This window comes from Mesorhizobium onobrychidis (assembly GCF_024707545.1).
In the GTDB taxonomy this organism is placed as follows: domain Bacteria; phylum Pseudomonadota; class Alphaproteobacteria; order Rhizobiales; family Rhizobiaceae; genus Mesorhizobium; species Mesorhizobium onobrychidis.
The window spans coordinates 4,218,666-4,238,177 of the sequence record NZ_CP062229.1 but is presented as its reverse complement, the minus strand read 5'-3'; the positions used below and the strand labels follow the sequence as shown (position 1 = coordinate 4,238,177).

16 protein-coding genes are annotated in these 19,512 nt (G+C 60.7%); 6 read left to right on the top strand and 10 right to left on the bottom strand.

What is annotated here, in order from left to right; genetic code table 11:
• Window positions 1-50 precede the first annotated feature (50 nt).
• Entirely contained in the window at window positions 51-743 is a 693-nt protein-coding gene (locus IHQ72_RS21010) for a N5-glutamine methyltransferase family protein (protein WP_258116983.1), read from the bottom strand.
• Between the two features lie 1,062 nt (window positions 744-1,805).
• Here IHQ72_RS21010 and IHQ72_RS21005 point away from each other — a divergent pair.
• Entirely contained in the window at window positions 1,806-2,480 is a 675-nt protein-coding gene (locus IHQ72_RS21005) for a LuxR C-terminal-related transcriptional regulator (RefSeq protein ID WP_258116982.1), read from the top strand.
• Window positions 2,481-2,573: 93 nt separating this feature from the next.
• On the opposite strand, the gene IHQ72_RS21000 is transcribed toward IHQ72_RS21005, so the two are convergent.
• On the bottom strand, window positions 2,574-4,103 hold the full coding sequence (locus IHQ72_RS21000) for a PAS domain S-box protein (protein WP_309508601.1): 1,530 nt from the start codon (window positions 4,101-4,103) through the stop codon (window positions 2,574-2,576).
• A gap of 473 nt (window positions 4,104-4,576) precedes the next feature.
• Between IHQ72_RS21000 and IHQ72_RS20995 the strand changes: the two genes are divergently transcribed.
• Window positions 4,577-5,287, top strand: a complete 711-nt coding sequence (locus IHQ72_RS20995) for a helix-turn-helix transcriptional regulator (RefSeq protein ID WP_258116980.1) — start codon at window positions 4,577-4,579, stop codon at window positions 5,285-5,287.
• 132 nt (window positions 5,288-5,419) lie between these two features.
• Here the strand turns inward: IHQ72_RS20995 and IHQ72_RS20990 are convergent, their stop codons facing one another.
• Window positions 5,420-5,722: a DUF982 domain-containing protein gene (locus IHQ72_RS20990; RefSeq protein ID WP_258116979.1), complete on the bottom strand. Its 303-nt coding sequence runs from the start codon at window positions 5,720-5,722 to the stop codon at window positions 5,420-5,422.
• 216 nt (window positions 5,723-5,938) lie between these two features.
• Here IHQ72_RS20990 and IHQ72_RS20985 point away from each other — a divergent pair, with 216 nt between their 5' ends.
• The 3 genes from IHQ72_RS20985 (at window position 5,939) to IHQ72_RS20975 (ending at window position 11,162) form a co-directional block, all read left to right on the top strand.
• Window positions 5,939-7,000: a glycosyltransferase family 4 protein gene (locus IHQ72_RS20985; protein ID WP_258116978.1), complete on the top strand. Its 1,062-nt coding sequence runs from the start codon at window positions 5,939-5,941 to the stop codon at window positions 6,998-7,000.
• A 48-nt stretch (window positions 7,001-7,048) separates the two neighbouring features.
• Window positions 7,049-9,211: an amylo-alpha-1,6-glucosidase gene (locus tag IHQ72_RS20980; RefSeq protein ID WP_258116977.1), complete on the top strand. Its 2,163-nt coding sequence runs from the start codon at window positions 7,049-7,051 to the stop codon at window positions 9,209-9,211.
• Between the two features lie 172 nt (window positions 9,212-9,383).
• Window positions 9,384-11,162 (top strand): alpha,alpha-trehalose-phosphate synthase (UDP-forming), encoded by a 1,779-nt coding sequence (locus IHQ72_RS20975; protein ID WP_258116975.1) that lies wholly within the window; start codon window positions 9,384-9,386, stop codon window positions 11,160-11,162.
• A 196-nt stretch (window positions 11,163-11,358) separates the two neighbouring features.
• Here the strand turns inward: IHQ72_RS20975 and IHQ72_RS20970 are convergent, their stop codons facing one another.
• The 3 genes from IHQ72_RS20970 to IHQ72_RS20960 are packed head-to-tail and all read right to left on the bottom strand — an operon-like array spanning window position 11,359 to window position 14,286.
• Window positions 11,359-12,030 (bottom strand): ABC transporter ATP-binding protein, encoded by a 672-nt coding sequence (locus IHQ72_RS20970; protein WP_258116973.1) that lies wholly within the window; start codon window positions 12,028-12,030, stop codon window positions 11,359-11,361.
• Entirely contained in the window at window positions 12,027-13,268 is a 1,242-nt protein-coding gene (locus IHQ72_RS20965) for an ABC transporter permease (protein WP_258116971.1), read from the bottom strand. Before IHQ72_RS20965 ends, IHQ72_RS20970 begins: the two co-directional genes overlap by 4 nt.
• Before the next feature lie 7 nt (window positions 13,269-13,275).
• Window positions 13,276-14,286 (bottom strand): efflux RND transporter periplasmic adaptor subunit, encoded by a 1,011-nt coding sequence (locus IHQ72_RS20960; protein WP_258116970.1) that lies wholly within the window; start codon window positions 14,284-14,286, stop codon window positions 13,276-13,278.
• A gap of 147 nt (window positions 14,287-14,433) precedes the next feature.
• On the opposite strand from IHQ72_RS20960, the gene IHQ72_RS20955 reads away from it, so the two are divergent.
• Window positions 14,434-15,117: a TetR/AcrR family transcriptional regulator gene (locus IHQ72_RS20955; RefSeq protein WP_258123894.1), complete on the top strand. Its 684-nt coding sequence runs from the start codon at window positions 14,434-14,436 to the stop codon at window positions 15,115-15,117.
• Between the two features lie 85 nt (window positions 15,118-15,202).
• Here the strand turns inward: IHQ72_RS20955 and IHQ72_RS20950 are convergent, their stop codons facing one another.
• From IHQ72_RS20950 to IHQ72_RS20935, 4 genes are all read right to left on the bottom strand, one after another.
• Complete coding sequence (locus tag IHQ72_RS20950) at window positions 15,203-15,505, bottom strand: DUF982 domain-containing protein (protein ID WP_258116969.1); 303 nt, start codon at window positions 15,503-15,505, stop codon at window positions 15,203-15,205.
• A gap of 362 nt (window positions 15,506-15,867) precedes the next feature.
• A complete protein-coding gene (locus IHQ72_RS20945; protein ID WP_258116967.1) occupies window positions 15,868-16,407 on the bottom strand; it encodes a DUF1697 domain-containing protein in 540 nt (179 codons plus the stop codon).
• Between the two features lie 15 nt (window positions 16,408-16,422).
• A complete protein-coding gene (pyrG, locus tag IHQ72_RS20940; RefSeq protein ID WP_309508600.1) occupies window positions 16,423-18,060 on the bottom strand; it encodes a CTP synthase in 1,638 nt (545 codons plus the stop codon).
• A 137-nt stretch (window positions 18,061-18,197) separates the two neighbouring features.
• Window positions 18,198-19,310, bottom strand: a complete 1,113-nt coding sequence (locus IHQ72_RS20935) for a L,D-transpeptidase (protein WP_258123893.1) — start codon at window positions 19,308-19,310, stop codon at window positions 18,198-18,200.
• Between the last annotated feature and the right edge of the window lie 202 nt (window positions 19,311-19,512).

Below are 19,512 nucleotides of genomic sequence, written 5' to 3'. Positions count from 1 at the left end.
TGTTCTACGCCGCCGACAGCGCAACAGAGCCTGCCGCAGTCTCGGCATGCTCACGCTTGCGGCGTGGTATGTCCCATAACCACCCTGCCCTCGCCGGCTTCGTTCGTGATCGCGCGGATAGTTTCGTACGCTTTGGATCGCTCCAGCAGACTGATGACCTGGCGGTCCTGGCCGAGGCCTACCTCAAAGAGCAGGATGCCTCCGCGCCGCAAGTAACGTGGCGCGTCCTTGATCACCCGCATATGGATGCTCAGGCCGTAGGGACCGGCCGCAAACGCTTCCCGCGGCTCGAGTTCGGTCAGATGCGCGCGGTCGCCCTCGAGCCGCTTTTCCGAAATGTAAGGCGGGTTGCAGATGATCATGTCCATCGTGCCATCTAGCTTCAAGCCCGAGAAAGCACTGAACAAGTCGCCCTGAAGCACCGACACGCGATCCGCCATGACGTGATGGGCGACGTTGCGGCGCGCGACTTCGACGCATCCATCGGTGAGATCGCTCGCCCAGACAAGCGCGGTGGGGGCGTAATGCGCGATGGCGCAGGCCAGATTGCCGGCCCCGCAGCACATGTCGATAACGCGCGGCGCCGGCAGGTTCATTTGACTCAGAACATCAAGTGCGGTCGTGCCGAGCAACTCCGTCTCCGGCCGGGGAACGAGCGCACCGGGCGCGATGAGCAACTCAAGCCCCAGAAAGATGGTGCGGCCTTTGCTGTAGGCTTCGGCGACACTGATCTCTTCGCTCACGACAGACCCCTTCCTGACTTGCCGGTCCCGGTGTCCGACAATTGCGTACCAATTAAGTGTATCTCAAATTCATTAAAATTCTCGATGGGCAATCGAAAAACACTTGTCGGCATAGGCTTGAAGACATGATGCAACGGAAGGGGTGATCACAAGCCTCTCATCTGTCGCATGACTGGGAATATTGCCTCATGATTGGGATATCAGCTTTTCCCATCTCCGCTATCCCAGCCTTGCAAAACCAATCCCAGAATTCTCGGTCCTGCGTCACGATTTTGCTACATTTTAATCAAAAGGCACATATACGTAAGCAAATCGTAATATTTCGGTAGCTAACGGAAAGCAGCCGCTTCCCGCAAAGGCGAGACGGTTTACCGATCATCGACAGGACCAACAAGTTCGCGCCGCAATTTCGCACGAAAGATCGCAGATCATGAAGCCAACGCAAGGGCGCTCGCTCGATCTACGTTCCGCTGTGTTCGGCTCAATGCGCGGGCTGATCGGCGGCACCGGAACCGGGAAGTCGCACCTGGCCATCGCCACAAGGGGTCAAAATTGGACGCCGATCGGGGTTAGTTTTGCAAGCGTTTGACACAGAGGGCCGCGTTCTTGTTCTGTTAAAAGACCGGTAAGGCTTCCCGCCGGCCCTGATCCGGACTTTGCAGCTGGATGGTAAGTGGCCGTCGGGGTGGATGTCGTCGTGTATTCGAAGCGATCCAGACATTATCGCGTTCAATAGCCGTGTTGATCGACGAAAGCCGGCGCTTGTCGCAACGGCGGCTCGGAGCGCTTCAACAGTCAGCCCTTGGCCGATCAGCTCGTGGCCCGGAGCTGTTGGCACATGGGTCCTGGATGTTAAGAACAGTTAATTCGACGACGTCAGCGGCTCTCGTTCACAGGGTCAAAAAAAAGAGGAGCCTTACCTGTTATTTAGGATTATATTAACAATCTGACGCGTGCGGTGTTGGGGCACCGCGGCGTTGACTGGATGAATCGACGAGTGATTGGCCACGACTTTAAGGCCCATGACCGTTCCATCCGTCTAGGTTTGGTTGGGGTAGTTCAATGTATCGAATCGTTATCGCCGACGATCACGGCTTGTATCGTCGTGGCTTGCGATTGGCACTGACCGCAGGCATTCCAGGTGTGGAAATACTTGAGGCGTCGTGTTTCGATGCCGTACTCAGTCTGTTGGCGGAACAGGCGTCCATTGATCTTGCGATGCTGGACTTGAACATGCCGGGATTGTTCAATCAGGAAGTGCTCAGCGGCATTCTGTCGGCTTATCCGGATACGCGATTTGCGATTGTTTCCGGGAACGATTCACGCTCGGAGATACTCACGGCTCTCTCGATCGGACTTCACGGCTATATCGTAAAGTCGCAAAGAGACGAGGAGGTCGTTATGGCCGTCAACGAAATCCTCTCGGGCCGCATCTACGTGCCTGCACTTCTGTCGCGCCCGGGTGCCGCGCAAGCAACTCACGTACCTACTCCCTCCGAGCATATCCCACACCGACGTACCACCAGTGGCAATCTTGGCAGGCTGACCTCGAGGCAAAAGGAGGTCCTCAAGCTGATGGCGGAGGGGTACTCGAATAAGGAAATTGCGCGCGATCTGGAAATCGCCGAAGCGACGACGAAAATTCATGCCGCTGCGGTTCTGCGTGAGCTTGGGGTACGGAATCGAACAGAGGCTGCCGTTATGCTGAAGACCTGGCTAACGAGGGATGTCAATTAGAGCGCCGCATCCTGGACGCGCAAGGGACGCTCTAAAGCTTTGAACCTGCGCGTTACGCCTTCTAGAAACGAGCCCGATTTTTGCGTCAAAGCGTTAAGGGCCGATTTCCTTGCGCGACAGCCGCAGCGAATATCGCAGCCCGTGATCCGACATTTCCAACTTAGGCGAGTAACCGACAAGCGGCGCCCCATCCACTCCGATTATCATGGAACCGAAACCATGACGGACAACTTTTGAAGTCCGCCGCCGCCCCGATTCCACCCACTCGAACACGATGTCACTGCGTGCGTCTTCAGACGCGAATGTCCAATTTACCTCGATCCGGCCTTTTGAATCGCCAAGCGCTCCATGTTTCAGGGAATTGGTCGCAAGCTCGTGAACAATCATCGCAAAGCTCTCGGCGGCGCCGCCTGACATCGCAACGGAAGGACCGCTGACTGATATGTCGCGTGTCCCCATGTACGGTTGCAACTCTTGAACAACGAGATCGTGGAGCATTCCCGACCCGCTGCTGTTGCCTGAAAGGAGCAGATGCGTTGCCTCAAGCGCACGAATCCGGTCGATGAGCGTCTCCTTGTACCTGGCGACATTGTTCTCGGGAACATTGACCATTTTCACGAGCGCCGTGATCACAGGAAATAGGTTGCTGAACCTGTGGCGTTGTTCGAGCATAATGCGCTCCCGCTTCTTTGCCGCGGCGCGCAGCAGCGTGGTTTGTCGTCGCTCGGTCAGGTCGGCGGCCACGCCGAGCCGCTGTAGACGATCATCGTATTTCTCTTCCCTTCCGCGCAGGGCAACCCAGCGGATATGTCCGTCCGGTCGTCGGACGCGAATCTCGACGTCGTAGTTCGTGACTGATGCGAGCTTTCTCGAGGCTACCAGCTTTGGCCAGTCCGCCGGATGGACGACGGCTGACAGTTCCTCCAAACGGCGGCTAGCGGCCGGGGGCAGGCCGAGAATGTCCCAGAACGTGCCCGAGCCGGTGACGATCCCGTCTTTAAGGTCGATCCGCCACGTGGCCAAACGTCCAGCAGACAAAGCGAGATCCAGCCACTCCTTCTGAGCCCGAAGCGCTTCGTGTACGGCTCGTCGTTCCGAGATATCGTCGACCACCACGAAGATGCTCTCTGAGAGAACCCCGTCGGGCACGGACGAAGACAGGGTTAGCCGCGCCCAAAATGCCGAGCCGTTCTTTCTTAACAGACGAACCTCCGAAGCGAACGAAGCAGAGTCGTTACCCAGGCCCGCCAGCAACTGCTCCAAGGCACCACGGTCGTCCGGATGAACGAGTGTCTCGAGCCGCAATTGGGCAAGCTCCTCCTCCTCGTAGCCAGTCATCTCACTGAGGCGTCTGTTGGATTGCAGCAGCTCACCTTTCTCGTTGGTGTTTGCGAATCCCATGGCGGCGCGTTCGAAAGCCCAACGGTAGCGGCTTTCAGTTGCTTCGACGGCGGCGAGTCTGGCTTCTGCTACTTCCAGCAGCTCACGCAAGTCCTGCCGCAGGCGATGAAACGTCACGGCAATCACGCCGCCCGAAACCACAAGCAAAATTGCGCGCGCCCAATCTTCGCTGGATATCTGACCATGCAGGGTGCTTCGTGCCCATAGGCCGGCGGCCACCATCAGGATTGTCGCCGCAAGCGCAGGCCCACGGTCTTCAAGGTAGGAAATGATAATAATAGCTGGTATAAACTCCAGAAAACTCGATCCCTCCCCAATATATACTGACGCTCTCGTTTCAAATATCAGTGTAGCAGCCAGCACCAATACGGAGGCAATGTGAGTTAGCAGTCTGACTGATGGGTTCGAATCCGACCTGCGCGACTGCGAGTTCATTGGCATAGACTACAACCTTTTGACTAGGCCGTCGAGACTAGAGCAAAAAACGTACAACCTAGTACGACTGCCGGATTGCCATACCACCGTCACAGCGCGCATTTTATCTCGCGGGGGGAGCATGACTTGGTCATAACTCCTCAGAATATATCGAATTTCAAGGTAATAGGGCCCGTTTTTTCACGAGCCCTATGCAAGAAGACTGTTCGTAAATCACGAACGATTTACTACGGGCTGACGAACCTTTGGGGAGGTTAAAAATGGCGATGATCGAGAGACACAGTGAAGCTGTGGCGGGCAACCGGAACGTTACAATAGGAGCCAAGTATAACCCAGGCGCCCAGATGATGCGGCCGTCATATGCTTATCATTCGATTGGTGCATCAGATCGACCGGACGCAGGGGCCGACGAACCGCGGAGACGCAGCCTGGAATCAGTCACGGGGATGCTTGATCGCATCGGCTGTGGCTATCTCGTACTGAACCGCGAAAGAAAAGTCATCGAATGGAATGCCGCCGCTCAAACCACGCTGGAGCGCCAGGGCGAGCCGGCTGATACAGCCAGCGAGCTTTCGGTAGCCCTAAAGCGGCTGATCGCGAATGTTCCGGCCCATTTCCTGCCGGGCTCCCTCTCTTGGGTGGTGATCCGCAGCAGAGGCGACAGGCCGGTGATACTGAAAGAGAACGGCCTTATCGCTCCTGACGGAACGAGCATTGTGGCATTGCTGGACCGTGAGAACAGGTCGGGGCCAAATCCTCAGACACTGCAAAGGATGTTTGGCTTGACGAGCGCGGAAACGCACCTTGCGCTGCGCTTGGCTCAGGGCGATGCGCCGTTGGAGATCGCCCGCAGTTGGCGCCTCAGCCGCACCACGATCCGCTCCCAGCTTGCCTCGCTATTCGCCAAGACCGAAACGAGACGTCAGGCGGAATTAGTGGCTCTTCTGGGGCGCATTTCGGTCTTGCCATAGGGGCCGGCTTGGATCCAGGCGCCCGGGCATCGGCCCTGCAGATCGCGCGTCGCGTTGCGCGGTTCGTGGCACCGGCTTGCTCAGCTAAGCCTGGCTCCCACAAGCAGAGGCCAACCTCAGCAGTAGCGACGTCTATCGCCTCGGCGCGTAGACGCTATCCGTATTCTTGCCGCCTATCGGCAGCGCCATGTCGTCATCCAGCAGCCGGGTGATCCGGGCAAAGCCCGTAAAACCCTTTCTTGCTTCCTCGGCAGACATCCGGCCTGCCAGAGCCGCAGCACAGCAGTTCAGCGCGCATTGATACACCGGCCCGCGCCGCCCTTTTGGCCATTTCCGCAAAAACGCCATCGCTTCATTAACGCCCTCGATATCTTCCACAGGCTGCCCCTGCCCGCGCGAAATCCGCACTGGCGAAAAGAATTGTAGGCGATCCATTTGTTCCTCCCGGTCGATCGCGATGCGTTCGATCGAACCTAATTAAATTCACGGCCAGCCAATTGGTTCCCGGCATAAACGCCTATAGCCTCGATAAATGGCAGCGGACCGGCTGAGTCAAAGCCAGTCATCGCCCGACTTCTTGCCGTGGCGGGAACGTTCGCGGAGGTGATGCATTTCGACTTCAGCGATGGTCTTTGAGGGAAATGCCAGACTATGAGAATAGCCCATGTGGCGCCGCTCCATGAATCCGTACCGCCTCGGCTCTATGGAGGGACGGAGCGCATTGTCTCCTACCTGACCGAAGGATTGGTCGAGCTTGGCCATGACATAACGCTGTTCGCCAGTGGCGATACAAAAACGTCGGCAAAATTGGTGCCGTGTCGCGAGCGTGCGCTGCGTCTTGACCCACGCCCGCTGAAATCCGAGACAGCCGCGCACCTTACGATGCTTTCCGAGGTGAGGAAACGATCTCAAGAATTTGATATCATTCATTTTCACCTCAGCCATTTCCTGCATTTTTCTTTTTTCGAGCACATGCCCGAGCGGACGGTGACGACGCCGCATGGCAGGCTCGACTATGTCGATCTGGCGCCGGCCTATGAGCGTTTTCCGCGCTTTCCGATGATCTCCGTTTCCCGTAGCCAAAGAACGGGGCTCGCCAAAGCCAACTGGCTGACGACGATCCACCACGGGCTGCCTATCGAACTCTACAAACCGGTTTTCGAGATGAGCCCAGGGGAGCCCTACCTCGCCTTCCTTGGCCGGATGTCGCGCGATAAGCGTCCGGATCGTGCCATCGAGATCGCGCTGCGCTCGGGGCTGAAACTGAAGCTTGCGGCAAAGATCGGCGACGACGATCGCGCCTATTTCCGAGAGATGATCGAGCCGCTGGTCGACGGTGACCGTGTCGACTATGTCGGCGAGATCGAGGAGGACAAGAAGGCGGAATTCCTCGGCAAGGCGGCCGGCCTCGTATTCCCGATCGACTGGCCCGAGCCGTTCGGTCTTGCCGTCATAGAAGCGATGGCCTGCGGCACGCCGGTGATCGCCTGGAATTCCGGCGCCATGCCGGAAATCGTCGATCAGGGCATAACCGGTTTTATCGTGGATTCCATGGAGGACGCGGTCGCGTCGGTGCCCGGCATGCTGCGTCTCGACAGGCGAAAGGTGCGAGCTGTCTTCGAAAGGCGGTTTTCCGCCAAACGAATGACCCGCGACTACGTTTCCGCCTACGCGCGCCTGATCGGTGCCTCGGCCGAAGCAAGAGCGTCGTGAGCGGCGTTACCTCGGGGCGCGGAGCGAAATGAGAGAGATGTGTAGCGAATGACCCAACTCGACGAGCGCAAGCTTGATCCTGCGGTGGCACTTGCCTCCCTGGATCCCACCGCACCTCGGGAGCCGCACCGGCTGTTCGCCCTCAAGCAAGGCGATTGTTTTGCCGTGGCCGATGCCTACGGCGATATCCGCGGCGCCGGCGACGGTTTCTTCCGTGACGACACGCGCGTGCTTTCCGAATTCCGGCTGACTGTCGGCGGCCGGCAGACATCGCTGCTCGGCGCGTCGCTCAGCCAGGACAATGTGCTCTTCACCTCCAACCTAACCAATCTGCCGATGCAAAGTGTCGATGGTCGGGACATTCCGCAGGGCGCGTTCCATATCGAACGCGTCAGGCTGCTTTGGCAGGACCGGCTGTTTGAACGCATCACCCTTTCCAATTACAGCCGGGAACATTCCGCCATCCGCGTTTCGCTGCATTTTGCCGCCGATTTCCGCGACATGTTCGAAGTGCGCGGCTCGACAAGGCTGAAGCGCGGGATGGCTCATGCTGCCGAGACGGATGCGACCTCCGTCCTGCTTCGCTACGACGGGTTGGACGGACTGGCGCGAATGTCGGCGATATCGTTCTCGCAGGCGCCGGAGCACCTGACGGCCAACCGTGCGGATTTCCTGATTGCCGTGACGAGGCGCAGCAGCAAGGTGCTGTATGTCGAAGTCGGTCCCGAGGTGGCGGAAGCGCCGAACCGCGATCGTTTCCGCGCCGCCGCGGCCCGGGCTCGCTTCGGCATGCGGGCCAAGCGCCGCCATGGCGCCACGGTTCACAGTTCCGGGCGCGTCTTCAACGATTGGGTCGTGCGGGCCCGCGCGGATGTGGCGCTGCTGACCACCGAGCTTACGACCGGACCCTATCCCTATGCGGGCATCCCCTGGTTTTCGACGGCGTTCGGCCGTGACGGCGTGATCTCCGCGTTGCAGATGCTGTGGCTCAACCCGGGCCTGGCGCGAGGCGTGTTGGCTTTCCTTGCCCAGCACCAGGCGACCGAGACGTCGCCGTTCAGCGATTCACAGCCGGGCAAGATCATGCACGAGACCCGCAAGGGCGAAATGGCGGCGCTGCGGGAGCTCCCCTTCGGCCGCTACTATGGCGGCGTCGACACGACGCCGCTCTACATCCATCTCGCCTGCGCCTATGCGGACCGTACCGGTGATATGGCGTTCATCGACAGCCTGTGGCCGTCGCTCTGCGCCGCGGCCGAATGGACCGAGGAGGCAAGCCGGGCGACCGGTTTCGTCACCTATCAGCGCGCCGCCGAGTCCGGCCTCACGAACCAGGGATGGAAGGACAGTATCGATTCCGTCTTCCATGCAGATGGCCGCATACCCAAGGGACCGATCGCCCTGGTGGAGGTGCAAGGCTATGTCTTTGCCGCGTTCCGGGGGCTGGCGGCACTCGCCCGCCGCCGCGGCGAGGACGACAGGGCCGATCACTGGGACAGCCGCGCCGAGGCCATGCGCGCCGCCGTGGAACGTCATTTCTGGCTGGACGATCTCGGCTTCTACGCCTTGGCGATCGACGGCGCAGGCGAGCCCTGCAAGGTGCGGACGTCTAATGTCGGGCATCTTCTCTATGTCGGGCTCCCCGAACCGGCACGGGCGCAGATGGTCGCCGACCAGCTGCTTTCGGCGTCCTTCCATTCGGGCTGGGGGCTGAGGACGCTTGCCGACGATGCTGTGTTCTTCAACCCGATGTCATACCACAACGGCTCGATCTGGCCGCATGACACCGCCATATGCGGCGCCGGCCTGGCACGCTTTGGCGAGCGTGAAAGCGTGGTCCGGCTGATGAGCAGCACCTTCGAATCGGCGGTCCATTTCAACATGCGGTTGCCCGAACTCTTCTGCGGCTTTACTCGCGCGCCGGGCGAAGCACCGATCGCCTATCCCGTCGCCTGCTTGCCACAGGCATGGTCGGCCGGGTCTGCCTTCATGCTGATGCAGGCCTGCCTCGGCCTGGAGATCGACGGCTGGGACAACGAAATCCATGTCACCCGTCCCAGGCTGCCCATTGGTATCGACACGCTCACGCTGAGGCATCTGGGCGTTGGCGAAACGGTGGTCGACCTCACCTTCCAGCGTGTCGGGGACAGGGTCGTCGCCTTTCTCGCCGACCGACATGAAGGGTTAGTGCCGCTCGTCGTGCGGACCTAGTTTGGTTTTGCGCATCGAACTGACCGCGGCGCTCCAATTATCGGAACCGATGGCCCATCTGAGCGTTGCAAAATCATGCCGGCGAACGGCAGCTTATCACTGGTGGCCGGCTGCGAATTCGAAAACAAAGAAGAAACGGTCACCGACCGGCCGCAGGAAAATCGTCGTTCCGATGTCAGACTATGGCATAGAGGTACTCTGGGTTCTGATCCTTGCAAGCCTCGGCCTTTCCGCTGTTGCCGTGGTGTTCTCGATATTCCATCGGCGCCATAGCCGCACGCCAGCGGTCACATACATCGCCGGCGAGGACGTGGCTTCGGAAGCGGCGCGCAAAGTGCTGCGGGAGTTCGAAAAGAACGGCCAGTCGGCCGATGCAGCGCTGATCACATGGTCGCCCGACACCTTGCGCAAGATTTTAGCCGACGATCTGCCGGAGACGCAGGTGATCGTGGTGTCCAACCGCGAGCCCTACATCCACAACATCAAGGATGATGGCGTCGAGCTCTTGGTACCGGCCAGCGGGCTGGTTTCAGCGCTTGAGCCGATCACCCGCGCCTGTGCCGGCACCTGGATCGCCTATGGCGGCGGAACAGCGGACCGTCTCACGGTCGACAGGAACGACCGGATTGAGGTGCCGCCTGGCAATCCGTCCTACGCGCTGCGCAGGGTCTGGCTGACGGAGGAAGAATACCAGGGCTATTATCTGGGCTTCGCCAATGAAGGTCTGTGGCCGCTTTGCCATATCGCCTTCACCCGCCCGATTTTTCGCGCGTCGGATTGGGAGACCTATGAGGCCGTCAACCGGAAGTTCGCCGATACGGTGGTTGCCGAAGCGCGCAACGACCGGCCGATTGTGCTGGTCCAGGACTACCACTTCGCGCTCTTGCCGCGCATGATCCGCGAGCACCTGCCCGAGGCGATCATCATCACTTTCTGGCATATCCCATGGCCCAACTCGGAAGTGTACAGCATCTGTCCATGGCGTGAACGGATCCTGGAAGGCCTGCTCGGCAGCTCCATCATCGGCTTCCATACCCAGTTCCACGCCAACAATTTCGCCGAAAGCGTCGATCGCTTCCTGGAAAGCCGTATAGAGCGGGCCGATGCGGCGATCTCCTACGGCGGACGGACGACGCTAGTGCACGCCTATCCCATCTCCATAGAATGGCCGGCCGAACTTTTGGCAAAACTGCCTGATGTCGACGAATGCCGCGCCCGCCTGCGCGAGAGGTTCGGACTGAAAGCGGATGTGAAACTGTGCGTCGGCGTCGAGCGTCTCGACTACACGAAGGGCATTCTCGACCGTTTCAAGGCGCTGGAAGAATTGTTCACGAGATATCCCGAATGGGTCGGGAAACTGGTTTTCCTGCAGATCGCGGCACCCAGCCGGAGCACACTCCCGGCTTACAGGCAACTCCACGATGAATGCCGCCGCTATGTCGACGAGCTCAACCAGCGCTACGGCAGCGAGGACTACAGTCCGGTCCTGATGGTGTTCAAACATCACGCGCAGGAACAGGTCTACGAGATCTATCGCGCCGCCGACATATGCATGGTCACCAGCCTGCATGATGGCATGAACTTGGTGGCCAAGGAATTCGTCGCGGCGCGCGACGACGAACAGGGTGTGCTGTTGCTCAGCACCTTTGCCGGCGCTTCGCGCGAACTTCTGGAGGCATTGATCGTCAATCCCTACGATACGGCCATGACGAGCGAGGCGCTGCTGCAGGCGCTGACCATGACGCCGGACGAACAGCGCGAGCGCATGCGGCCCATGCGCGAGATGGTCCGCGACAACAATGTCTATCGCTGGGCCGGTAGCATGCTTCTGGATGCGGCCCGCCTTCGCAAGCGCGGCGACCTCGACCGGGTGACGGGTACCGGCGAGCGGCCGTCGAACACCGACAACGTCATTCCCATGTTCGAGCGGACAAGAAAGGCAGCGTCGTGACGAGCCTTCGCTGCCGCCGCGTCATATACCAGTTCTCCTGGATTCTGCGCCAGTTCGACGTTCTGAGTTAAGTTAAAGGTCGTATTTCGATTGTAAGGCCAGACGTGTTTGAGAAACGCCGTAGGGAAGGCGCCAAGGTACCCTCGATCGGATCAACGAGCCCTGCCCCATTGCCTCGGCCCACCGGAGAAGCTGATCAGCCGATCTTCCCATCCACGATGTGAATGCGCCGATCCATGCGCGCCGCCATGTCGAGGTCATGCGTAACTGCCACGACGGTCTTGCCGCGCTCGCGCACCAGATTCTCCAGGATTGCGAAGACCTGCTCGGAGCTCTTGCTGTCGAGGCTCCCCGTCGGCTCGTCGGCTAGGATAAGCGGCGGGTCGTTGGCGAGCGAGCGTGCCACCGCGACGCGCTGACGCTGGCCGCCCGAGAGCTGGTCGGGTCGCTTGTCGAGATGTTCGCCGAGCCCAAGGGATGAAAGCAGCTCCCCGGCCCGTTCACGCATCTCGGGCCGCGCCAGTCGGCCCAGCTTGCGCATTGGGATTTCGACATTCTCGCGCGCCGTGAACTCCGGCAGCAGAAAATGAAACTGGAACACGAAACCCAGCATCGAAAGCCTGGTCCGCGCGCGCTCCCTTTCATTCATCGGGTCGGTGTCGCGGCCGCCTATTCTTAACGTCCCAGCGGTCGGTCGGTCGAGCAGCCCGAGCAGATAGAGCAATGAGGATTTGCCGGAGCCGGATGGACCGGTGACGGCGACGAATTCTCTCTCGTTGATCGCGAGCGTGATGTCCTTGACCAGCGTGACGGGAACCGTTTCGGGCAACACGCGCGTCAGTTTCTCGGTCTCGATGAGTGCGCTCATGACGCGCCTCTGATGATCTCGACGGGGTTCAGGCGCGCCGCACGGCGCGCCGGCAGGTAGCCGGCCACTGCCGCCGAGCCCAGTGCGAAAGCCGACGCGATGACGTAGTGCATCAAGCTCCAAGCGATCGGCAGCCGGGTCATCTCCTGGCCGGTCGCGGCAATCTCGAAACGCACCAGCGACAGTGCATAGGTCATGGAGACGCCGAGTAGCCCGCCAAGCACGGATCCGCCTGCGCCGATCGCCACGCCTTCCAGCAGAAAGAGCCGACGCATGTCGGACTCCGGAAAGCCAAGCGACTTCATGATGGCGATGTCGCGCGCCTTCTCGTGCGTGATGGTGGAGATGATGTTGTAGATGCCGAAGCCAGCCACCAGCATGATCGCGCCGACGACGGTGTACATGATGACGTTGCGTACGACGAGCGCTTCGAGGATCGATTCATTCGCCTCCTGCCACGCTACGGCCTTGTAGCCCAGTTCGGCCTCGGCACGGTGCGCCACTGCCGGCGCACGGTTGGGATCGTTGAGCTTGATGCGGATCTCGTTGATAGCGTTCGGACGCGCGGAGAGGATCTGCGCGTTCTTCAGAAGCACATAGGCCTCACCTTCGTCGCGCGCGGTGGTGCCGGTGTGGAACAGACCAGCGATCTTGAAGTTGCGCGTCAGCCCTTCGGAGGAAACCGCCGTTATCGTGTCGCCGAATCCGGCGCCGAGCCGGCTCGCCATCGTGTCGCCGATGAGCACGTTGTTGCCGCCTGCGGCAAGTGCCGAAAAACTGCCTTCGACGAAGTCTCCGACGATCGGCGACACGCCGGACTCGCGCTCCGGTTCGATGCCAATGATCGCCGCGCCCACTTCGCGGCTGGAATAGCGGATTACACCCTGCGTTTTGAGGCTTGCCGCGAACCGGCCGGGGATCCAGCTCTCGAGCCAGGAGGTCGCGGCGGTCGGATTGATGATGCCGCGGCGATCATCGCGCGGCCTGAGCCCGGAGATCGCGACCGTCGCGAAGGCATCCTCGGCTGGCTGACGGCGGGCGGTGCGCTGCTCGTCGGTGATGTCGACATGCGGCATAGTGTCGACGAGCTGTCTGACGAAATCATCCTGCCCGCCCTGCATCAGCGCTGCCATGGCGATGGAGAATCCGACACCGACCGCAACGCCGATCACGGCAACCAGCGTCTGGCGGCCGCGGCCGGCAATGTGCGTGAGGGCGATGTCGAAGATAAGCGGCATCGTTGCTTTATCTCTCCTGAGCGGCGGTGATGCTTACGCGCCCTCCATCGGCGAGGTCGGCGGGATAGGGCGAGATGACGCGAGCCTTCTCATCGACACCCGACAGAACCTCGATGCCATTGGTGCCGCGAATGCCGGTTCGGATTTCACGCCGCCAAGCCCTGTCGCCTTCGACAACGAACACGTTGTTCCCATCCAATGCAACGGACGGGATCAACAACGCATTTTTCGAAACGCGGATGACGATGTTCACGTCGGTCGACATGCCGATACGAAGCGGCGTATCGTCCGGCAGGCGGAAGCGGACGCGATAGGTCTTCGTCACCGGATCCCCCTTGGGCGTGATGCTGTCGACCACCGCCTCCAGATTTTGCTGCAGGAACGCATCGGATTTAAGCAGCGCGCGCTGGCCGACCTCGACCCGGGGTATGTCCTCCTCGTTGACCTCGGCGACCACCAGGAGCGGCTTCGGCTCGCCGACCCAGAACAACACCGTGCCGCGCTCGGCGACCTCACCCACCTCGCCGTCCTGCCTGAGCACGACACCGGCGCTCGGCGCACGTAACACATAGGTGTCGAGTCGCGCTTTCTGTCCGGCAACCAGCGCTTCGATCTGGCCGAGCTCGCTCTGCGCACGATCGAGCGCCTGCTGGCTCGCCGCACGCCTTTCGGCAAGCACGGTCAGCCGTCGGAGCTCTTCCTGGGCAAGCGCTTGACGCGCTTCGAGCTCGCCAAGCACGGCCCGGGCCTCGCTGTCGTCGAGCTTGGCGAGCACGTCGCCTTGTGCAACCCTCGACCCCTCGCAATTACATTGCTCGACGATCCTCTCGCGGACCACGGGAGTCACCTTGGCCCAGGTTCGCGGCTCGACGGAGCCGCTCGCGTAAACGATTTCCGCCGCGTCGGCGCGTTGTGGCGTCACGACCGAAACCTTGGCCGGCTGCCACAGATACCAAGCGCCGAAAGCAGCAGCCGCCGCGACAAAAGCGATGCCGACAGTCCAGCGTATCCGTCGCAAGAAACTCGCCCTCCATCATCGGATTCGAACGTCAGGCGGTGGCAGACATAGCACTAGACCGACCGTCGGTCTATAAAAGTTGCATAAAGAAACGGTTCGTGCTCCTCTTGCTCCACCTGCACTTTGCGAGGATCGATTTTGGCCCGAGTGATAAAGCCGCCGGAGATACGATCCGCCGAACTCCTCGACTGCGCCCAACGGCTTTTCTTCGAGCATGGCTACGACAACACGACGGTAAACGACATCATCCGGGAGGCCGGCCTGTCGAAGGGCGCGTTCTACCACTATTTCGCATCGAAAGAGGCCCTGCTGGAGGCGCTCGCCGCACGTCTCGCGCGTGACAGTTTCACCGAATTGCAGCCCGTGCTCAACGATCCGTCACTCGATGGGCTTGGCCGGCTCAATGCGCTCTTTGCCGGCTCGCGACGGCTGAACGTCGAGCTTGCCCCGCAATTGCGCAAAACATTTTTCGTCCTGTTCCGGCCCGAGAACCTTGCCCTCTTCCATCGGGTCGACCAGGCGGCCAGGGAATTGGCCATGCCGATAATCACCGATCTGCTTAGGAAAGGGAGCGAGGAAGGCATTTTCGACGTGCCCGACCCAGAAGCTTTCGCCGAGATGTTTTTGCAGCTGCGGCTGATCTTTCGGGATGTGATGCACCGCGCCTTGCTGAAGGCCGAGCAGGGCAATATCGACGAAGCGGCGCGGCTGCTCGACGACCGGCTGCGGCTCTACGGCATCGCAATCGACCGGCTTTTGAAGCTGCCCGATGGAACGATAGAGGCGGCGCAACCCGGGTTTGCTCGGGCTTTCCTCGAAGCAGGCCCGTGAGCCGCCGAGCCCGCTAAGCCGCGGAGCAGCAATTCACCGCGCCTTGGTAGATCGGACCCACGCGGCAGGGCGCAAATATGAACGTTCATCGCCTCAGCGCATGCACGCTATCAATATTCTCGCCGGCCATCGGAAGTGGCATGTCGTCTTCGAGCAAGCGTGTGATGCGGGCGAAGCCGGCAAAAGCCTTCCTTGCTTCCTCTGCCGACATCCGTCCCGCCAGAGCCGCAGAGCAGCAATTCACCGCGCACTGGTAGACTGGCCCACGCCGGCCTGTTGGCCATTTGCGCAAGAACCCCATCGCTTCGGCTACGCTATAAATTTCTTCGGCAGGGCTTTCCTGCCTGCGCGAAATCCGCACAGGCGTAAAGAATTGCAGGCGATCCATCGTTTCCTCCCGGTCGATCGCTACGTGCCTGATCGAACCTTGTTAAACTTACGGCTGACAAACTTGGTTCCGGCAAACAGGGCCCGACGCTAAAAAAGAGGCCGAGCCAAGACGAAGTCTCTCATATCGTTCGACCGAAATCGAATCACCAAACGTGACAAACGTGCGACGAACCGTTGTGCTCCGATAAGCGCGAGTTTCATCGAATGCCGATAAGGCCTAAGCCGGCAAATCAATCGGTTGCCGGTTCCCTCGCGTCGAGGCTCTCTACAGGGAAAACGGCGAGTTCCGCCGGAGCCGGGGCGGCGAAGGCATGACATAATTTCCCCCTTCTCCCCTTGCTTGTGAGAGAAGGGAAAGCCCTATTCACCGACCATCTCGGCCAGCCTGCGCACTGTATTCCAGTTGCGCGAGGTGCCGACCCCGAGCCGTTTATGGCTTGCCGCTGCAAGCAACCGTGAACTTGGCGTCTCGCGGGAAAATGCGATCCAGATGTCGCCGCCGACCGCCTGCATCCGCTCATCCTTGCCGACATAGGCCTCCAGCGCCGCGACGGCCTCAGCGGGAACGGGCTCCCGCATCACGCGCACCGCTACCTGATCCGCGGTGGCAGCCGATTCGGCGGGAAACGGATTGCCGGCCGCAAGCTTCAACCAGTCCTCCGCGCGGCGCACGATGATGTCGACATGGCGGCCGAAGGTCTTTTGGAACGCCGTCTCCAATCGGCGCTCCAGCGCGGCAATTTCTGTCTCTTTCGTCTCGAAGACCAGATTGCCGGTCGCCACCAGCGTGCGCGGGTTGTTCAGCCCCAGGCCTTCTGTCATGGCCCTGAGATCGGACATGACGACACGCCGCCCCTCGCCCAGGACGATGCTGTAAAGCAGAGCGACGTAGGTTTGCATGGTAGCCTGTCGGTTCTAGACCAAGCGGCTCTGCTCCACCGCCGCTTCGATGAAGCTGGCAAACAGCGGGTGCGGATCGAGCGGCCGGCTTTTCAGTTCGGGATGATACTGCACGCCGATGAACCAGGGATGGTCGGGGTATTCGACCGTTTCCGGCAGCACGCCGTCCGGCGACATGCCGGCAAAGACCAGGCCGCAATCCTCGAGCCGCTCCTTGTAGTCGACATTGACCTCATAGCGGTGGCGGTGGCGCTCGGAAATCTGCGTGTCACCGTAAATGTCGGCGATTTTCGAGCCCTTGGCGAGGTCCGCCTGATAGGCGCCGAGCCGCATCGTGCCGCCGAGGTCGCCGGTTTCCCTGCGCTTCTCCAGCATGTTGCCTTTCAGCCATTCGGTCATCAGGCCGACGACCGGTTCCTCGGTCGGGCCGAACTCGGTCGACGAGGCATGCTCGACGCCGGCCAGCGAACGCGCGGCCTCGATGCAGGCCATCTGCATGCCGAAGCAGATGCCGAAATACGGCACTTTGCGCTCGCGGGCGAACTTCGCTGCCAGGATCTTGCCTTCCGCGCCGCGCTCGCCAAAACCGCCGGGGACCAGAATGCCGTGGACCTTTTCCAGCCAAGGCGCCGGATCTTCCTTTTCGAATATCTCGCTCTCGATCCAGTCGAGCTTGACCTTGACGTGGTTGGCGAGGCCGCCATGCGACAGCGCCTCGATCAGCGATTTGTACGCGTCCTTGAGGCCGGTATACTTGCCGACGACGGCGATGGTCACCTCGCCTTCCGGATTGTGGATGCGGTTGGACACCGCTTGCCAGGGCTCCATGCGCGGCTTCGGCGCCGGATCGATGCCGAAGGCGGCCAGCACTTCCGAATCCAGCCCTTCATTGTGATAGGCCATCGGCACGTCGTAGATGTGCGGCACGTCGAGCGCCTGGATGACCGCGCTCTCGCGGACATTGCAGAACAGCGACAGTTTGCGGCGCTCTTCCCTGGGGATGGGGCGGTCGGCGCGGACCAGCAGAATATCGGGTGCGATGCCAATGCCGCGCAATTCCTTGACCGAATGCTGGGTCGGCTTGGTCTTCAATTCGCCCGCCGTTGGAATGTAGGGCATAAGCGTCAGGTGCACGTAGACGGCGTTGTTGCGCGGCAGGTCGTTGCCGAGCTGGCGGATCGCCTCCAGGAACGGCATCGCCTCGATATCGCCGGCAGTACCGCCGATCTCGCACAGGACGAAGTCGTAGTCGTCATTGCCGTTGAGGATGAAATTCTTGATCTCGTCGGTGACGTGCGGAATGACCTGCACGGTGGCGCCAAGATAGTCGCCGCGCCGCTCCCGCTCGATGATGTTCTTATAGATGCGGCCTGTGGTGATGTTGTCCTGCTGGTTGGCCGAGCGGCCGGTGAAGCGCTCATAGTGGCCAAGATCGAGGTCGGTCTCGGCGCCGTCGTCGGTCACGAAGACTTCGCCATGCTGGTAGGGCGACATCGTGCCGGGATCGACGTTGAGATAGGGATCGAGCTTTTTGATGCGTGCGCGATAGCCTCGCGCCTGCAAGAGAGCCCCAAGGGCCGCTGCAGCGATGCCTTTTCCAAGTGAGGAAACCACGCCGCCTGTTATGAATACATATCGCGCCATGGGAGTCATCGCTTAACGCGGCCGAATTGATTCCGCCAGAGAAAAAACCACCGCGAAGGCTTTTTCCCAAGAAGGCGTCTGGTGGTGCGTGAACCAAAACAAAAGGGCCGGCGAGACCGGCCCTTTTGGGATGACCCGTTAAGGCGTCAGATGATGACGACCTTGGTGCCTACTTTCACCCGGCGGTAAAGGTCCATGACGTGCTCGTTGATCATGCGGAAGCAGCCGTTGGAGGCGCTCGTTCCGATCGACTGCGGCGCGATGGTGCCGTGAATGCGCAGATGTGTGTCCTTCTTGCCGTCGTAGAGATAGATGGCGCGCGCGCCGAGCGGATTTTCGCCGCCGCCGGGCATGCCGTCTTTGTACCGGCCGTAATTCTTCGGCTCGCGCTTCTGCATCTCGAGCGTCGGGATCCAGCGCGGCCACTCCTGCTTGTCGCCGACGGCGACCGTGCCCTTGAACTGCAGGCCGTCACGACCGACCGCAATCGCATAACGGCGGGCGGTCCATGAAGATTCGACGAGGTAGAGGCGGCGCGCACTAGTATCGATGACGATGGTACCGGGACTGTAGCCGGTGAACTCGACTTCTTGCGGCACGAACTCCGGCTTCACCTTGAACTGCTTCTTGGCTTCCTTCCTGGTGAGTGCGGCATCGAGAGCGCGGGTCTCGGGGAGCAGCGACATCGACGAGGACGTGCCGCCGAACAGGCCGGCGAACAGCCCGACGCTCTGCGGCTTCTGTCCAACCGGCTCGCTGCGCAATTCCCCGTTGTTGCCGGTCAATGCGACGTTCATGGCCTCGGCGGAAACTGGCTCGGCCGACTGGATCGGTGCGATGGGTTGAACCGGTTCGATGATCTTGACGGTCGTCTTCTTAGCCAGCCGGGCAGCGGACGTATCCTTCTTGGCAAGGCCCTTCTTGGCAAGAAACACTTGCCGTTCCGCGTCGGCCTTGGCTTTGGCCGCCTCGCGCATCGCCAGCTTCCTGGCCTCGAGCGCCTTGGCTCGAGCGGCGTCCTTGCCGGCCGCGATCTTGGCTTCGATCTTGCTGATCTGGGCAAGATCGTCCGCGGTCGGGTTTTTCTTCTTCTTGAGGAGCCTAAGTTGCGCCGTATCGCTTTTGGCGGCGACGTTGACGACGTCAGTTGTTACTGCGGTTTTAGAGGCCGAATTACCCGCCGGCATGGCCGCGTAAGCGGGCGCACCAAGGCTGAGCACGGCACAAAGGCCGGCTAAAATGAAGCTGCGAAGCTGCATGGCGAAGATCCGATCGTTCAATGCTTGTTGCCCACGGCGTCGCCCGGCGTTCCCCAAGGACCCCGAAAGTGCCGCGCGCAATCTATAGTCGATTAATCGGAGACGCCTCAAGCGCCCTGTCGTGCCGTGCCCGGTCGAATCCTCGCGATCGTGCGGCATTTGCCGCGACTGTGTTCAAACAACAACAGATCGCGGCGCCGAA

Bases quoted from the DNA above. Each gene is read 5' to 3' on its own strand.
- IHQ72_RS21005 (WP_258116982.1), top strand. From the start codon at position 1,806: ATGTATCGAATCGTTATCGCCGACGATCACGGCTTGTATCGTCGTGGC.
- IHQ72_RS20975 (WP_258116975.1), top strand. From the start codon at position 9,384: ATGTCAGACTATGGCATAGAGGTACTCTGGGTTCTGATCCTTGCAAGC.
- IHQ72_RS20950 (WP_258116969.1), bottom strand. From the start codon at position 15,505: ATGGATCGCCTGCAATTCTTTACGCCTGTGCGGATTTCGCGCAGGCAG.
- IHQ72_RS20970 (WP_258116973.1), bottom strand. From the start codon at position 12,030: ATGAGCGCACTCATCGAGACCGAGAAACTGACGCGCGTGTTGCCCGAA.
- pyrG (WP_309508600.1), bottom strand. From the start codon at position 18,060: ATGACTCCCATGGCGCGATATGTATTCATAACAGGCGGCGTGGTTTCC.
- IHQ72_RS20990 (WP_258116979.1), bottom strand. From the start codon at position 5,722: ATGGATCGCCTACAATTCTTTTCGCCAGTGCGGATTTCGCGCGGGCAG.
- IHQ72_RS21000 (WP_309508601.1), bottom strand. From the start codon at position 4,103: ATGGTGGCCGCCGGCCTATGGGCACGAAGCACCCTGCATGGTCAGATA.
- IHQ72_RS20935 (WP_258123893.1), bottom strand. From the start codon at position 19,310: ATGCAGCTTCGCAGCTTCATTTTAGCCGGCCTTTGTGCCGTGCTCAGC.
- IHQ72_RS20985 (WP_258116978.1), top strand. From the start codon at position 5,939: ATGAGAATAGCCCATGTGGCGCCGCTCCATGAATCCGTACCGCCTCGG.
- IHQ72_RS20995 (WP_258116980.1), top strand. From the start codon at position 4,577: ATGGCGATGATCGAGAGACACAGTGAAGCTGTGGCGGGCAACCGGAAC.
- IHQ72_RS20980 (WP_258116977.1), top strand. From the start codon at position 7,049: ATGACCCAACTCGACGAGCGCAAGCTTGATCCTGCGGTGGCACTTGCC.
- IHQ72_RS20945 (WP_258116967.1), bottom strand. From the start codon at position 16,407: ATGCAAACCTACGTCGCTCTGCTTTACAGCATCGTCCTGGGCGAGGGG.
- IHQ72_RS20965 (WP_258116971.1), bottom strand. From the start codon at position 13,268: ATGCCGCTTATCTTCGACATCGCCCTCACGCACATTGCCGGCCGCGGC.